12 protein-coding genes are annotated in these 15,343 nt (G+C 71.9%); 10 read left to right on the top strand and 2 right to left on the bottom strand.

What is annotated here, in order from left to right:
- The first annotated feature begins 10 nt into the window (after nucleotides 1–10).
- The 7 genes from ACIA77_RS26575 to ACIA77_RS26545 all read left to right on the top strand — a co-directional run bounded on the left by ACIA77_RS26575 (nucleotide 11) and on the right by ACIA77_RS26545 (nucleotide 9,147).
- The gene (locus ACIA77_RS26575; RefSeq protein ID WP_395888683.1) at nucleotides 11–1,249 is read left to right on the top strand and encodes a cytochrome P450; all 1,239 of its coding nucleotides are present in this window, start codon (nucleotides 11–13) and stop codon (nucleotides 1,247–1,249) included.
- Nucleotides 1,246–1,935, top strand: a complete 690-nt coding sequence (locus tag ACIA77_RS26570) for a thioesterase II family protein (RefSeq protein ID WP_395888682.1) — start codon at nucleotides 1,246–1,248, stop codon at nucleotides 1,933–1,935. The genes ACIA77_RS26575 and ACIA77_RS26570 overlap by 4 nt, the downstream gene beginning before the upstream one ends.
- A complete protein-coding gene (locus ACIA77_RS26565) occupies nucleotides 1,926–2,750 on the top strand; it encodes an SDR family oxidoreductase (RefSeq protein ID WP_395888681.1) in 825 nt (274 codons plus the stop codon). The genes ACIA77_RS26570 and ACIA77_RS26565 overlap by 10 nt, the downstream gene beginning before the upstream one ends.
- A gap of 103 nt (nucleotides 2,751–2,853) precedes the next feature.
- Nucleotides 2,854–5,337, top strand: coding sequence for a non-ribosomal peptide synthetase (locus ACIA77_RS26560; RefSeq protein WP_395888680.1), 2,484 nt, complete (start codon nucleotides 2,854–2,856; stop codon nucleotides 5,335–5,337).
- A gap of 58 nt (nucleotides 5,338–5,395) precedes the next feature.
- Complete coding sequence (locus ACIA77_RS26555; protein WP_395888679.1) at nucleotides 5,396–7,369, top strand: protease pro-enzyme activation domain-containing protein; 1,974 nt, start codon at nucleotides 5,396–5,398, stop codon at nucleotides 7,367–7,369.
- Nucleotides 7,370–7,501: 132 nt separating this feature from the next.
- The gene (locus ACIA77_RS26550) at nucleotides 7,502–8,071 is read left to right on the top strand and encodes an RNA polymerase sigma factor (protein WP_395888678.1); all 570 of its coding nucleotides are present in this window, start codon (nucleotides 7,502–7,504) and stop codon (nucleotides 8,069–8,071) included.
- Nucleotides 8,072–8,073: 2 nt separating this feature from the next.
- Nucleotides 8,074–9,147, top strand: a complete 1,074-nt coding sequence (locus ACIA77_RS26545) for a hypothetical protein (protein ID WP_395888677.1) — start codon at nucleotides 8,074–8,076, stop codon at nucleotides 9,145–9,147.
- 140 nt (nucleotides 9,148–9,287) lie between these two features.
- Here ACIA77_RS26545 and ACIA77_RS26540 read toward each other — a convergent pair whose 3' ends face one another.
- Nucleotides 9,288–10,778: a S10 family peptidase gene (locus ACIA77_RS26540; protein WP_395888676.1), complete on the bottom strand. Its 1,491-nt coding sequence runs from the start codon at nucleotides 10,776–10,778 to the stop codon at nucleotides 9,288–9,290.
- Between the two features lie 50 nt (nucleotides 10,779–10,828).
- Here ACIA77_RS26540 and ACIA77_RS26535 point away from each other — a divergent pair, with 50 nt between their 5' ends.
- The 3 genes from ACIA77_RS26535 to ACIA77_RS26525 all read left to right on the top strand — a co-directional run bounded on the left by ACIA77_RS26535 (nucleotide 10,829) and on the right by ACIA77_RS26525 (nucleotide 13,581).
- The gene (locus ACIA77_RS26535; RefSeq protein ID WP_395888675.1) at nucleotides 10,829–11,485 is read left to right on the top strand and encodes an endonuclease V; all 657 of its coding nucleotides are present in this window, start codon (nucleotides 10,829–10,831) and stop codon (nucleotides 11,483–11,485) included.
- Nucleotides 11,485–12,171: a uracil-DNA glycosylase gene (locus tag ACIA77_RS26530; RefSeq protein ID WP_395888674.1), complete on the top strand. Its 687-nt coding sequence runs from the start codon at nucleotides 11,485–11,487 to the stop codon at nucleotides 12,169–12,171. Before ACIA77_RS26535 ends, ACIA77_RS26530 begins: the two co-directional genes overlap by 1 nt.
- 84 nt (nucleotides 12,172–12,255) lie before the next feature.
- Nucleotides 12,256–13,581, top strand: a complete 1,326-nt coding sequence (locus ACIA77_RS26525; RefSeq protein WP_395888673.1) for an NAD(P)/FAD-dependent oxidoreductase — start codon at nucleotides 12,256–12,258, stop codon at nucleotides 13,579–13,581.
- Nucleotides 13,582–13,631: 50 nt separating this feature from the next.
- Here the strand turns inward: ACIA77_RS26525 and ACIA77_RS26520 are convergent, their stop codons facing one another.
- On the bottom strand, nucleotides 13,632–15,329 hold the full coding sequence (locus ACIA77_RS26520) for a multicopper oxidase family protein (protein WP_395888672.1): 1,698 nt from the start codon (nucleotides 15,327–15,329) through the stop codon (nucleotides 13,632–13,634).
- Between the last annotated feature and the right edge of the window lie 14 nt (nucleotides 15,330–15,343).

Genomic DNA, 15,343 nt, shown 5'->3' with positions numbered 1-15,343 from the left:
GAGGAGAGTCATGACGATCGAACGTTCCGCCCCGGAAGCCGCCGCGCTGCCGCCGGAGTTCTTCAACGATCCCGGGGAGAACCGGCACGCCGACCTGGCGGCGCTGCGCGCGCAGTGCCCGGTGCACAAGATCAACCACCCGCCGGGCGCTGAGGCCTACATCGTGGTCGACTACGCGACCGTCAGCGCGGCGTTCAGCGACCCGCGGCTGTCGAAGCGGACCGACAACGCGCCGGAGTGGTTCCGCGCGCTGCTGGCCGATTCGAGCCCGGTGCTGACGAAGAACATGCTCGTCGCCGACGCGCCGGAGCACACGCGGCTGCGCAAGCTGGTCGCCAAGGCGTTCACCCCGCGGCGGATGGAACTGCTGCGCCCCCGCGTGCAGGAGATCACCGACGAGCTGATCGACGCCCTGCCCGCGACCGGTCCGGTCAACCTGGTCTCCGAGTTCGCCTTCGCGTTGCCGATGCGGGTGATCTGCGAATTCCTCGGGGTGCCGCTGGCGGATCGGCCACGGCTGCACGAGTGGGGCACCCTGCTCTCCGGCGCGCCTTACCCGGACGAGGAAACGAACCTGCGGCTCAAGTGGGCCAGCGAGCAGATCGAGAGCTACCTCACCGAGCAGATCGCCGCGCGCCGGACCGAGCCGGGTGAGGACTTGGTGAGCGCGCTGGTCCGAGCCGCCGACGAGGACGACGTCTTCAGCGACGACGAGCTCGTGTCCACTTTGGTCCTGCTGATCATCGCCGGGCACAAGACCACCGCGAACCTGATCGGCAACGGCACCGAGGCGCTCCTGCGCCGCCCGGACCAGCTGGAGCTGCTGCGCACGCGGCCCGAGCTGGCGCCGTCGGCGATCGAGGAGTTCCTGCGCTTCGAGGCGCCGGTGTTCCGCGGCACGCTGCGCGTCGCGGCAGAGGACATGCAGATCGCCGGCGTGGACATCCCGAAGGAGGCGTTCGTCCACCTGATGATGACGTCGGCGAACCGGGACCCGGAGCAGTTCGAGGATCCCGATCGGCTCGACATCACCCGCTCGCCCAACCGGCACCTGTCGTTCGGGCACGGCGCGCACTTCTGCGCGGGCGCCCCGCTTTCCCGGGTGGAGGGCCAGATCGCGTTCACCACGCTGCTGCGCCGGCTGCCGGGCCTGCGCCTGGCCGAGGCGCCGAAGTGGCTCTACGACAACTCGACCAGCCGCGGGTTGTCCGAACTGCTGGTGTCCTACGACGAGAAGCTCCCGCGATGAGGACGGCTCTGCTCTGCCTGCCGTTCGCGGGGGCGGGTGCGTCGTTCTTCCAGCCCTGGCGAGCGGAAGCCGGTGACGACCTGGCCGTGGTGCCGCTGCAACTGCCCGGCCGGGAACGGCGGATCGACGACGAGCCGTACACCGACGTCTTCGCGGCGGTCGAGGGCCTGCTCGCCGAGCTGTCCGGGGAGCACGACGAGGTCGCGCTGTTCGGGCACAGCCTCGGCGCCGTGCTGGCCTACGAGCTGGCGCACCGGCTCGTCGCCGGGGGCGTGGTGGTGCGGCGGCTGTTCGCCAGTGGTTCGCCGGAGCCGGGCAGCCCCCGGCGGCAGCGGGCGACCGGGTTGCCCGACGACGAGTTTCTGCGCAGGGTCGCGGAGTTCGCCGGCTACCGCCACGACGCGCTGGCCGACGAGGAGATGCGCGAGCTGATCCTGCCGACGCTGAGGGCCGACGTCGAAATGCACGAGAACTACCGGCCCCGCGCGGACGAGGCGTTGCCCGTGCCGATCACCGCACTGCGCGGGCGGGACGACGAGCTGGTGACCGCGGACGAGGTCGCGGGCTGGGCGAAGGTGGCGGGCCGCGACTTCGACTACGCCGAACTGTCCGGCGGGCACATGTACCTGGTCGACTCGGGCACCGAGCTGCTCGGCCTGATCCGCGGGAGCCTGGGATGCGGCTGAGCGGCAAGACGGTGGTGATCACCGGCGCGGCCCGCGGCCTCGGCCGGGCCACCGCTCTCGCCTGCGCCGCCGAGGGAGCCGACCTGCTGCTGGTCGACATCGCGGCCGACCTCCCGGGCGTGCCCTATCCGCTGGGCACGGAAGGACAGCTCGAGCACACCGCGCGCCGGTGCGCCGAGGCGGGTGCGGTGGTGCTGACCGAACGGGCGGACGTGCGCGACCTGGCGTCGGTCGAACGCGTGGTCGCCACCGCGGCCGATCGGTTCGGCCGGCTCGACGTGGTGGTCAACAACGCCGGGATCGCCGCACCCTCGGGCAAACCGGTGCACGAGATCGGGCCGGACGAATGGGCGCTGATGCTCGACGTCGACCTGTCCGGCGCGTGGCGGCTGATCCGGACCGTCGGCAAGGCGATGTGCGAGCAGCGTTCGGGCAGCATCGTGAACATCGCCTCCACCGCCGGGCTGGTCGGCTACCGGCACTTCGCCGGTTACGTGGCGGCGAAGCACGGGCTGATCGGGCTGACGAAGGCGGCCGCGCTCGACTACGCGCCGATGAAGGTGCGCGTCAACGCCGTCTGCCCGGGCTCGGTCCGCGACGAGCCCGCGGTCGAAGGCCGGATGCTCGCGGAGATCGCGCGGTCGCTGGAGGTTCCGGTGGCCGAGCACGAGGAGACGTTCGTCCAGGCGCAGCCGATGAACGCGCTGGTCGAGCCGGAGGACGTGGCGGGCGCGGTGGTCTACCTGGCCTCCGACGACGCCCGGCAGGTGACCGGATCGGTGCTGACCGTCGACGGCGGGTTCAGCGCCCGCTGAGAGCAGGAGAGCAGGAACGGTGTCTGGAGGATCGGTGTCGGGAGAACGCTGCCACGCGCTCGCGGTCCGGGTGGCCGAGGCGGTTCCGCCACCGGGAGCGTGGGTGACCGACGTTCCGGCGGCGGCGGGCGACCCGCTCGCGCGACGTCGTCGCGCGGCCGAATTGGCCCGTCCGGCCGCGCCTTCGCGGGCGGTGCTGCTGCGGTACACCGACAGCGCGGAGCTGGTCCTCGTCGCCCGGCGCGACGTCGGCGACCTGGCCGCGTTCGGGCTCGCGGCGCGACCGGACACCCCGGTCGCGGTCTCCGCCGAGGTCCCGGAATGGGGCCTGGGCGATCCCCGGGCCACCGGGTCCGGGACCGCCTTCCTGGCCGCGGAAGCCGGCACCGAACGCAGCTGGCTGGCCGCGTTGGCGATCACCTTGGCGCGGTACGGCACGGCGGGCCCGGCGGTCGGCACGGATCGGGGTGCGGTGGAATTCCCGCCGGCGGCGGCGATCGGCGAGCTGCGACCATCCACAGTGGATCGGCCGGTGTCGGCCGGGTTGTTCCACGGCGGCCCGGACGAAGGCGAGTACGTGCCCTGTCTCGCGCCACCGTTCCCGCTCACCGTTTCCGTGCTGCCCGGCCCCGAGGGCGTCCGGCTGCGGTGCGATCACCTGCTCCGCTTCGTCGCCCCGGAGATCGCCACCGGGTTCCTGCGGCACCTGCGTCACGTCCACACGCAGGTGCTCACCGCGCCGGAAACGCGGGTCGAGGACGTCGAACTCCTCGACGCCGGCGAACGGGCGCGAGCCGTGGCGCTCGGCCGTCCGGACGCCGAGCTGGTCACCGTTCCCGCAACGGTGCCGGAGGCGTTCGCCCGCGTGGTGGCCGCGCAGCCGGACGCGATCGCGTTGTGCGACGGCGACCTCCGGCTGACCTACCGCGAGCTGGACGAGCGGGCGACAACGCTGGCCGCGGGCCTGCGCGCCCGGGGAGTGCGGGACCGCGAACACGTGGGGGTGTGTCTCGAGCGTTCGGCTGAGCTCGTCGTCGCGCTGCTCGGCGTGCTGAAAGCGGGCGCCACGTACGTGCCCCTCGACCCGGCCTACCCGGCCGAACGGCTCGCGCACACCACCGCCGACGCCGGCCTGCGCGTGGCCGTCACGCGTTCGCCCGACCTGCCGGTGGAAATCCGCGTCACGCCGGACGAGCCGGGCACCGCCGGTCCCGTGGCGACGACGATCACGCCGGACGACCCCGCGTACGTGATCTACACGTCCGGCTCGACCGGGCGGCCGAAGGGCGTCGTCGTCCCGCACCGCAACGTGCTCGCGCTGCTCGACGCGACCCGCGCGGAGTACGGGCTGGACCCGGGTGAGGTGTGGACGTGGTTCCACTCCAGCGCGTTCGACTTCTCGGTGTGGGAGATCTGGGGCTGCCTGCTGACGGGCGGCAGGCTCGTCGTGGTGCCCTACTTCGTCTCCCGGGACCCGGGTGAGTTCCGCGACCTGCTCCGCGCCGAGCGCGTCACGGTGCTGAGCCAGACGCCCTCGGCGTTCGCCCAGCTGCTTTCGGTGGCCCACGACGACCTCGCGGTGCGCCTGGTCGTGTTCGGCGGGGAACCGCTGGACGCGCGGATGCTGCTGCCGTGGTTCGACCGGCACCCCGAACGGTCGTGCCGGCTGGTGAACATGTTCGGCATCACCGAAACCACGGTGCACGTCACCGCGACCACCGTCACCCGCGCGGACGCGCTCGCCGCCTCGCGTTCGGTCGGCCCGGCACTGCCCGGCTGGTCGGTGTCCGTGCTCGACCCGGCCGGGCGGCCGGTCCCGCCCGGGGTCGCGGGGGAGATCGTGGTCGGCGGCGCGGGGGTCGCGTCGCACTACCTCGGCCAGGAAGAGCTGACGGCGCAACGGTTCCGGGCAGGACCGGACGGGCGCGTCTACCACAGCGGCGACCTCGGCCGGCTGCGTCCGGACGGTGCGCTCGAGCACCTCGGCCGGATCGACAGCCAGGTCAAGGTGCGCGGATTCCGCATCGAGCTCGACGAGATCCGCTCCGTGCTGCTGGAGGACCCGCACGTGCGGGCCGCCGCGGTGGTGGTCCGCCGCGACGATCCGGCCGACGCGGCCACCGCCCGGCTGGACGCCTACGTCACGCTCGAACCGGGCGGCGCCCCGGCCGAGGTGCGCCGACGGGCGATGCGGTTCCTGCCGGAGTACATGGTGCCCGCCACGATCACCCCGCTGCCGGCGCTTCCGTTGACCACCAACGGAAAACTCGACGCGGCGAAGCTGCCGGCGCCCGCCGGGCCGTCGGCCGAGCCACCCGAGCCCGCGGCGGGCGGCGACCTGTCCGCGACGCTGCGCACGGTCTGGAGCACCGTGCTCGGCGTGCCGGTCGGCCTCGACGACGACTTCTTCGAGCTGGGCGGCAACTCCCTGTTCGCGGTGCGGATCAACGCGGCGCTCGACGAACGGGGGCTGCCGTCAGTGCGGCTGCGGGAGCTGTACCGGCGGCCGACGATCCGCGCTGTGGTGGCGGGGATGGCCGGCGCGCCGGGGGTGCCCATCGGTGTCGGCGGCTCGGGGCCTGCCTGACGGAACGGGCGGGATCGCGTTCTGAACGGTTCACACCCGTGGAGCCCAACAACCCGGTGTGAAAACACAGACGAGGTTGTTCCGCCGAGGTGGTGTCCTGGTCGGGTCGGCCGCACTGGCGCTGAGTATCGCCACGGCGTTGCCGGCTGCCGCGGACACGCCGGAGCGGGTTGCGCTGCCCAGTCCGAATTCCGCTCTCACCACCGGAACCCCGCAGCCGCTCGATCCGGCTCGGCAGCTGGATCTTCGGGTGTACCTGGCCGCCCGGCCCGGGCTGGCGGCCGCCGCGCAGGCGGTGTCCGATCCGGCCAACCCGGGCTACGCCCGGTTCCTCACGCCCGCCCAGGCCGCCCAGCGGTACGGCACCACTGCGGCGCAGGTCGCCGCCGTCAGCACGTGGCTGACCGGGCTGGGCGTGAAGATCACCGCGACCACGCCGCACTACCTCGCTGTGACCGCGACCGTGGCGCAGGCCGACGCCGCGTTCGGCACGCAGGTCAGCGAGTTCGACACCACCACCACAGACCCCAAAACAGGAACGCACACGAGCCGCTCGCCGGGTGTCGTGGGCGGGTTCTCGGTGCCGGCGGCGCTGGCCGGGGACATCGTCAGCGTGACGGGGATCAACCAGATCGACCTCGGCACGACCGGCGCCGATCCCACCGCCCGCCCCGCCACCACACCGCTGCGGCAGGCGCACGCCGACCCGTCGGCCACCGATTTCCAGTGCTCGCAGTACTGGGCCCAGCACACCCACGCGATCCCGCCGGCCTTCGGCCACACCACGGCACCCACCCAGCTGTGCGGCTACACCCCGGACCAGATACGGCAGGCGTACGGCCTTTCGTCCAGCCCGTACACCGGCAAGGGCACCACCATCGCCCTCGTTCTCGACGGCCACTCGTCCACCGAGCTGGCCGACTCGAACCGGTTCTTCGCTGCCCACGGCGAACCCCCGTTCGCCCCGGGCCAGTACACCGAGAACATCGGCCCGGACGTGGACAGCACGTGCGCGGCCCTGGGCGACCCGAACGGTGACCCGATGGAGGAGTCCATCGACGTGCAGTCCGCGCACCTCGCGGCACCGGACGCGCACATCGTCTACGTCGCCGTCGACTGCGTCCGCTCCGCCGGTGACCTCCTGCCGAACTGGCTCGACGGGGTGTCGCGCGTGGTCGATCAGCACCTGGCCGACGTCGCCAGCGGCTCCTGGGGCGGCTGGGAGCCGGGCTGGGCGCCCGCCGACATGGCCCCGTGGGACGCGATCCTGCAGCAGGGTGCGCTGGAGGGCATCGGGTTCGACTTCTCCACCGGCGACTCCGGCGATGGCGGAGATGTCCACAATGCACAGTTCCCGGCCTCCGACCCGTGGAGCACGGCGGTCGGTGGGACGAGCCTCGCCATCGGCGAGAACGGCTCAGTGGTGGCCGACTACGCCTGGGGTGACAACCTGACACCGCTCAACGCAGCCGGCACCGGGTACGACGAAGCGCCGCCCGGAACGTACCTGGAGGGCACCGGCGGTGGTGTCAGCACGATGTTCCGCGAGCCCGGCTACCAGAAGGCGGTCGTGCCCACCGGCCTGGCCACGAGCAACGACACCGCGCCGGCCGCTCGCGTCCTGCCCGACATCTCGGCCGACGCCGGTAACCCGTGGCTGGTCGGCGCCACGGGCATGTTCGAGCCGGGCGACGGGTACGAGGAATTCCCGCAGGGCGGTGGCACGAGCGCGTCGGCACCGCTGATCGCAGGCATGGAGGCCGACGCGATGCAGGCCATCGGTCATCCGCTCGGGTTCGCCAACCCGGTGCTGTACCAGTTGGCCGGCAGCAAGGCGCTGCGCGACATCCTGCCCGTCGACCCCACCGACCCGCCGATCGCGCTGGGCGCGCAGGACATCACCAGCGTCGATCCCGGCCGGCTGACCACGTTCGGCGAGGACGAGACGCTCACCGCGACGCGCGGCTACGACGACGCGACCGGTCTCGGCTCGCCGACCCCGTCGTTCGTCCGCGCCCTCGGCAGGCACTGAGCACGTCCCGGTGACCGGCCTCCCACCGGTCACCGGGACGAGCACCCGCACAGCCGCCCAAGCTGCCCTGAACACTTTCCGGGTGAGCCGGCAATCACCGGGTGGAAGGGCAAGCCGGAGGCGAGGAGCGCCATGACGTCAGACGCGGAACTGATCGGCAGATCGCTGGACGGCGAACGGGAGGCTTTTGCGGAGGTGATCCGCCGCCACGAGGGCGCACTCGGGGCCTACCTCGCGCGGCGAGTGGGGCGGGAGGCCGCCGAGGACCTGCTGGGCGAGGTGTGGGTGGCGGCCTTCGAGTCCCGCGGGACCTACGACCAGGCGTACGCCGAGGCGCGCCCGTGGCTGTACGGGGTGGCGCTGAACACGCTGCGGCGCTACTGGCGCTCGCGCCCGGCCGAGGATCTCGTCCCGGACCTGACGGGCCTGGCGAACGGGTGGGATCCCTGGTCGGCGGTGGTCTCCCGCGTGGACGTCCAGGCGGTGCTCCGGGCGGCGCTGGCCGAGCTCAAGCCCGAGGAACGAGAGGTCCTGACCCTGGTCGCCTGGGAGGACCTGACCGTCGCCGATGCCGCGCGCGTGCTCGACCTCCCGGCCGGCACGGCGCGCCGGCTGCTGCACCAGGCCCGGAAGGCGCTGCGGAACGCGCCGGAAGTAGCCGCGCTTTTGACCGAAGTCAACACCGTGAAGGAGAGCTTGTGATCATGGACGAACTGGACCTGGTCAGGCAGTTGAAGGAGGCGCCGGCGTTGCGGCCCGAGGCGTACGAGCGGGCGCGCTCGGCGCTGGGGACCGCGATGGCGGCGGCTCAGACGTCGGGGGTGCCGGATGCGGCCGCGGCCACCGCGCGGAAGAAGTTCTCCTGGCTGCGCGACTTCCGGCTCGGTGTGGCCGGCAAGGTCGGGATCGGCGCCGTCGGTGCGCTCGCGGCCGCGGCCGTGGTCGTGTCGGTCGCGGTTCCCCACCCCGCCGCTCCGGCCGGACCGACCCCGCACGAGTCCGCGGCCGGTTCCCCGCTGGTGACCCTGGCGGCCGACGTGAAGGCGAGTGGCGGCTCGGTGACGGGGGACGCGTCGCTGGTCATCAGGAGCACGACCGCTCCGAACGGAGAGCCGTACGTCACCTACGCCGTCTACTCCGACAGCGGCCACGTCTACTTCGCGGAATCCAAGAGCGGTCTCCCCGCGTTGGTCGCCCGCAACGAAAACGTCGACGACCCCTCGCAGGCCCGCGAGGTGGCGGCGGCGCGCTTCGCGGCGAGCGGCGACCTCGACCAGGCCCGGGAGCAGATGGTCAACGCCACGAACAACTACTGGGGGCTGGGCCTCAGCGCCGAACAGCAGCAGAAGCTCTGGGACGAGGGCCAGGCCCAGGCGCGGCAGATCCTGCAGGAGAAGGGGGTCGCGAACCCGCCGCAGAAGCCGCGGCCCACGGGCAAGGCCTTGCAGGACGGCATCGACAACACCCTGTGGACCAACACGATCCAGGCGCTGGACCTGGGCGCGGGCAACCCCGACGTCCGGGCGGGCGTGCTCCGGCTGATCTCCACCATCCCGGACGTCACCGTCACGAACTCGAAGACCGGCGGGCAGCCCTCGCTGGTCCTCACCGCAGGACCCGCGCTGTTCCAGGGGGATGAGCAGGAAGTGCTGACGATCAACGCCGGCACCGGGTTGCCGATCAGCGCCGTCGCGACGCCGAAGACCGGCAAGCCGGTCACGGCGACCTACGAGTCTTCCCGGGTGACGCTGGCCGACGTCAAGGCCGGCAAGTTCTGACCACCCCCGGACCCGGACTCGACCGGGTCGGACCGTGCGGGTCGTCCTCGTCGGGGCGGCCCGCACAGTCTTGACCGCAGAGGGGGCGCCACCGAAGTCGGCGGCGCCCCCTCGCTTTACCGGGCCAGACCGAGGTCGGGCTACCGGTTGCTCGACTGCTTGACGAAGTCGCCCAGATCCTTCGACTGCTGGATCCGCGTCGGTTCGTGGACGTACATCATGTGGCCGGCCGGGTAGTACGCGGTTTCGACGTTCTCGCGCAGCTCGTCCGGGATCTTGAGGTGGGCGAGCACGTGTTCGGCCGCGAAGTAGGCCGTGGCGCCGTCGTAGTGGCCGAACGCGACGTGGACGCGCAGGTGCGGGTTCGCGCGCAGCGCGGCGCTCACGGAGTCCACAACGGACACGAACCGGCCCTCGAAGTCCTTGTAGGACCACGCCTTGAAGACGTCGCCGGAGAGGATTTCGTACGGCAGGTCGTTCTGGTAACCGAGCTCGCTGCGGATGTAGTGGTTGAAGCCGGCCGAGTACGCGCCGATGATGCGCGACACGGACGGGTCGTCGCTCATGTGCTCGCGGCCGCCGTCGACCTCCCAGGTGGTGAAGCGGCCGTCCATGCGCCCGACGGTCAGGCCGCGGTCGCGCAGGAGCTCGGTGAAGAAGCGCACGTGCTCGATGCGCAGGTTCACCCGGTCCACGTAGGACTCCGAAAGCCCGGTCAGCGAAGCCAGCGTCGCCACGGTCTCGGCGCGGTCCTGAGCGGACAGCCGCGCGCCGCGGGCGAGGGCCCACGGGAGCTCCTTCGCGGCGAAGTCCTCCGCGTCGGCGAGGACGTCGTCGAGGGGGCGCTCGCCGTGGAAGCCGTGGTAGTGCGCGATGGCCGCGTAGGTGGGCACGTAGAGCGAGTACGGCAGGTCGTTGCCCTCGTGGAAGCGCAGCGTGCCCATGTCGAGCACCGACGAGATGAGCAGCAGGCCGTTGAGGTACAGGCCGTAGCGGTCCTGCAGGTGCCCGGCCAGCGCGGCCGCGCGCAGCGTGCCGTACGACTCGCCCGCCAGGAACTTCGGCGAGAGCCAGCGCTCGTTGCGCGAGACCCACAGGCGGATGATCTCGGCGACGGACTCGATGTCGCCCTTGAAGCCCGTGTAGTCCTGCGACTCGCCGCCCTCGGCCACCCGCGAGTACCCCGTGGCAACGGGGTCGATGAAAACCAGGTCGCTGTGCACGAGGAGGGATTCGGGGTTGTCCTCGAGCCCGTACGGGGGCGCGACCAGGTCGTCGACGTCGCCGGACAGCACGCGCCGCGGGCCCAGCAGGCCCATGTGCAGCCAGATGCTCGACGAGCCGGGGCCGCCGTTGAACGCGAACGTCACCGGGCGCGAACCCGGCTCGGCGTCGTCGAGGGTGTACGAGGTGAGGAAGACCTCGGCCTTGGGCTTGTGGCCCTCCGACTTCCCGTCCTTCACCACTTCCTGGCGCAGCACGACGCGCCCGGCCTGCGCGGTGTACGCCAGTTTGCGGCGCTTGACCGTGAGCGTGTGGTGGGTGGTGACGAGGTCGTCGACGGGCTCCGGCGCCTTGCTCTCGGCGGAGTCGGCGGCGTCGGTCTTCTTCTCTTCGGTGGTGTCGGGCATGGCCCCAACCTAGCCAACCCGGCGGCCGGAAGCTGTGGAAAGCTGACGGAATGCGCTGGCCCGCCACGGTTCCCGAAGCCGTCAAGGCCCAGGACCGCCTCCGCGGCCGGCTGGACCTCACCGACGCCTGCCCGCACCCCGCGACCGTCACGGGCCTCGACGTCGCCTATGACCCGGCCGGCCCGCGCCTCGCCGCCGCCGCGGTCACGCTCGCCCTCGACGACCTGCGCGTGATCGAGGAGCGCGTCGTCACGGGCGAGGTCACCTTCCCGTACGAACCGGGTCTGTTCGCCTTCCGCGAGCTGCCGCCGCTGCAGGACGCCATCACGGCGCTCGAGCACCCGCCGGAAGTGTTCGCCTGCGACGGTCACGGCCTCGCGCACCCGCGTCGCTTCGGGCTCGCGTGCCACCTCGGGGTGCTCATGGAGACGCCGGCGTTCGGCGTCGGCAAGACCCGGCTCGTCGGCACGCACGACGAACCCGGCCCCGAACCCGGCGACACCGCGCCGCTGCTGGACGGCGGCGAGGAGGTCGGCGCGGTCCTGCGGACGCGGCGCGGGGTGAAGCCCGTCTACGTCTCCGCGGGGCACCTGATCAGCCTCGACCACGCCTGCCGGCTCACGCTCGCGCTGGCCTCGCGCTACCGGCTGCCCGAGACGACGCGCGCCGCCGACCACCTGTGCCGCGCGGCGCTGGCGGGGTCCTGATGCGCACCCTCGCCGAGCTGGACGCCGCCGTCGTCGGGTGCCGGGCGTGTCCGCGGCTGGTGGCGTGGCGCGAGGAGGTGGCGGTGACCAAGCGCGCCGCCTACGCGGACGACGACTACTGGGCCAAGCCCGTGCCCGGGTTCGGCGCGGAGGACGCGCGGCTGGCCGTGGTCGGGCTCGCGCCGTCGGCGCACGGCGGCAACCGGACCGGGCGGATGTTCACCGGTGACCCGTCGGGGGACTTCCTGTTCCGCGTGCTGCACGAGGTCGGTCTCGCGTCGCAGCCGACGTCGACCGCGATCGGTGACGGGCTCGAACTGCGCGGCACCCGGCTCGTCTCGCCGGTGCGCTGCGCGCCGCCGGAGAACAAGCCGACGCCGCTCGAACGGGACACGTGCCGCCACTGGCTGGCCGACGAACTGCGGCTGCTGGCGCCGACGCTGAGGGCCGTCGTCGTGCTCGGCGCGTTCGGCTGGCAAGCTCTCCTCCCGGTGCTCGCCGACGCCGGCTGGCCCGTGCCGTCCCCGCGGCCGGCGTTCGCCCACGGCGCCGACCTCGCGCTCGGCGACCTGCGGCTGTTCGGCTGTTACCACGTGTCGCCGCGCAATGTCCAGACGGGCAAGGTGACGCACGCGATGGTGTGTGACGTCTTCACCGCCGCGGCCTCGGCGGCGGGCCTCTTCTGAATCGTTACCGCCTGCATGGCGACGCTGGTCACAGCGGGACGGGGTACCCGAGCGATTCCGCTTCGCGAGTGCGACTATGGAGTCATGGCTGCTAAGTCGGAACCGACTCGGATCCTCATCCTCGGTGGTGGTTACGTCGGCCTGTACACGGCGTACGGGCTCCAGAAGATGCTGCGCGCCAACGAGGCCTCCGTGACCGTCGTTGACCCTCAGCCGCACATGACCTACGCGCCCTTCCTGCCCGAGGCGGCGGCCGGCGCGATCGAACCCCGCCACGTGGTGGTGCCCCTGCGCCGCGTGCTCAAGCGCTGCCACGTGCTCACGGCGCGCGTCACCAAGATCGAGAACGAGCGCAAGGCCGTCACGGTCGAGGCGGCCGACGGCCACATCGAGACGCTGAACTACGACGTGCTCGTGGTCGCGCTCGGCGCCGTCGCGCGCATCCTCCCGATCCCCGGCCTGGCCGAGGAAGGCATCGCCTTCAAGACCATCGGCGAGGCCATCTACCTGCGCAACCACATCATGACCAAGCTCGACGAGGCGGCCAGCACGCTCGACCCCGAGCTGCGCAAGAAGCTGCTGACCTTCACGGTCGTCGGCGGCGGCTTCGCCGGCATCGAGGCGCTGGCCGAGCTCGAGGACATGACCCGGTTCGCGGTGGAGAACTACTACCCGAACATCAAGCCGGCCGACATCCGGTGGGTGCTCGTCGAGGCGGCCGGGCGGATCCTGCCCGAGGTCCGCGAGACCCTCGGCGTCTACACGGTGCAGCAGCTGGAGAAGCGCGGCATCGAGGTCTACCTGTCGACGGCGGCCAAGTCGTTCGAGAACGGCCACGTGGTGCTCTCGGACGGCACCGAGTTCGACACCGAGACGCTCATCTGGACGGCCGGCGTGAAGGCCAACCCGGTGCTCGCGGGCTCCGACCTGCCGCTCGACAAGCGCGGCCGCGTCGAGGCGACCGCCGCGATGCAGGTCGTCGGCCACCCCGACGTGTGGACCGCCGGCGACAACGCCGCGATCCCCGACCTCGCGCGCACCGAGCAGGACCCGACGGCGACGTGCCCGCCCAACGCGCAGCACGCCGTGCGCCAGGCGACCCTGCTGGCCAAGAACATCATCAAGGTCCTGCGCGGCGGCCAGCCGAAGGACTACTACCACAAGAACCTGGGTGCGGTCGCCAGCCTCGGCCTGCACAAGGGCGTCGCCGACGCGCTGAACCTGAAGATCAAGGGCTTCCCGGCCTGGCTCTTCCACCGCGCGTACCACCTCAAGGCGATGCCGACCTGGAACCGCAAGATCCGCATCCTCTTCGACTGGATGCTCGGCGGCCTGTTCCGCCGCGAGGTGATCTCGCTGGGCCAGATCAACAACCCGAAGGAAGAGTTCGCCCGCGTTTCGAAGGGCTGATGTGCTCACGGAAGGAGCCGGACCGCTGGTGGGTCCGGCTCCTTCTTCGTTCACGGGACCAGCCGGTAGCGGGCCATCATGCAGTCGTCCTCGTGGTCGAGGATGTGGCAGTGCCAGACGTAACCCCGAAGGTCCGTGCCGAACTGCGCGTCGGGGTCGAAGCCGAGTTCGTCGGCGGTCGGGAAGTGCACGAGGAAGCGCGTGACCGTGTTCTGGGGGCAGTTCACGGTGTCCTTCGGGCCTGATTCCCACGGCGCGGGCGGCTGGGGTGCGCCGAGCAGGAAGCCGTCCGGTGGCGGCGCCCACTCCGTGCCCATGGCCGGGCGCGGGTGCGCGAGCGAGTAGCCCGTCGGGTCGAAGGCTTGGCGGTTGACCAGGTGCAGGTTCACCAGGTGCAGGTGCACGGGGTGGTCCTCGACGGTCAGGTTCACCACCTCCCACAGCTCCGTGGTGCCCTGGCGCGGCCTCGCGATCGGATCGTCTTCGAAGCACAGGTTGTTGAGCGACATGCCGATCGGCGGCCAGCGCGTGAGCTCGAGGTCCTGGGTGAGCGTGACGACGCGGCGGCGGTCGGGCGCGCCGGGTTTCGGCGTGAGGCGCAGGCGCGTCGGCAGGGCTTTCGCGTGTCCTTTCGCGCCCGTGCCGGTGAAACGGACGACGTCGGGCAGCGGCTGCGCACCCGTGACGAGCGCGATGAGGGCGGCTTCGCGCTGGTCGTTGATCAGGTCGACGTGCTCGCCCCCGCCCAGGTCTGAGAAGTCGACGACGAGGTCCGCGCGTTCGCCGGGCGTGAGGCGGATTTCCGTGGTGACGACCGGGGTGTCGAGCAGGCCCGCGTCGTTGCCGATCACGTGGAAGGGGCGGCGGTCGCGGAAGAACAGGTGGTACGCGCGGAAGTTCGACGCGTTGAGCACCCGGAACCGGTACTGCCCGCGCGCGACTTCGAAGTACGGCGACACCTTGCCGTTCACCGTCAGGCGGTCGCCGATCTGGCCGCCGTCCCAGTGGCCCTGCGGGACGAGGGTGAGGGCGCGGTAGTTCAGCGAGCCGTCGGGGTGGAAGCGGCGGTCGGCGAGGATCAGCGGGACTTCGAACTCGCCGCTGGGCAGCTGCCACGCGTTGGTGCGGTCGCCGGTGTCCTCGTGGTCGCGCAGGAGGTAGAGGCCCGCGAGTCCCGCGTGGACGTTCAGCCGCGTGAGGCCCATGCCGTGGTCGTGGTACCAGAGGCCGGCGGCGGGCTGGCGGTTTTCGTGGCGGTAGGCGCGGCTTTCGCCGGGGAGGAAGACGTCCATGGGGTGGCCGTCCTGGTCGGGTGGCGTGACGGCGCCGTGCAGGTGGACGGACGTGTGCGGCCGGGTGCGGCTTTCTTCCGACGCGCCGTCGAGGGTCGGGTCGACGTCGGCGGCGAACAGGTGCTTGCCGAGGTTGTTGGTGAAGGTGAGGTGGGTGGTGTGGTGCGCGCGGGCCTCGATGGTGGGGCCGAGGTATTCGGCGCCGCCGTAGGACCACGTGGGCGCCGGGGCGAGGTCGCGGTGGAAGCGGTGGGTGGTTTCGGCCATGGCGATCGTCTGGTCGCCGGTGATGGTCCGCGGTCTCGGCAGCTCGTCGACGTAGGGCCGCAGCTCGGGGCTGGGAAACGTGCGCGGATCGAGCTCGGCTCGCGCCGGCGGCGCGGCGGCCGCGGTTGTCGCTGCTGCCGCGGCGGCTGCCGCTGCCAGTGCTCGCCGGCGGGAGATGCCTTCGGCCATCGAAGCCTTCCTCT

This window comes from Amycolatopsis sp. NPDC051903, assembly GCF_044452505.1.
Lineage (GTDB): Bacteria > Actinomycetota > Actinomycetes > Mycobacteriales > Pseudonocardiaceae > Amycolatopsis.
The sequence above is the reverse complement of the archived record's forward strand: the minus strand, read 5'-3'. Positions and strand labels throughout refer to the sequence as shown.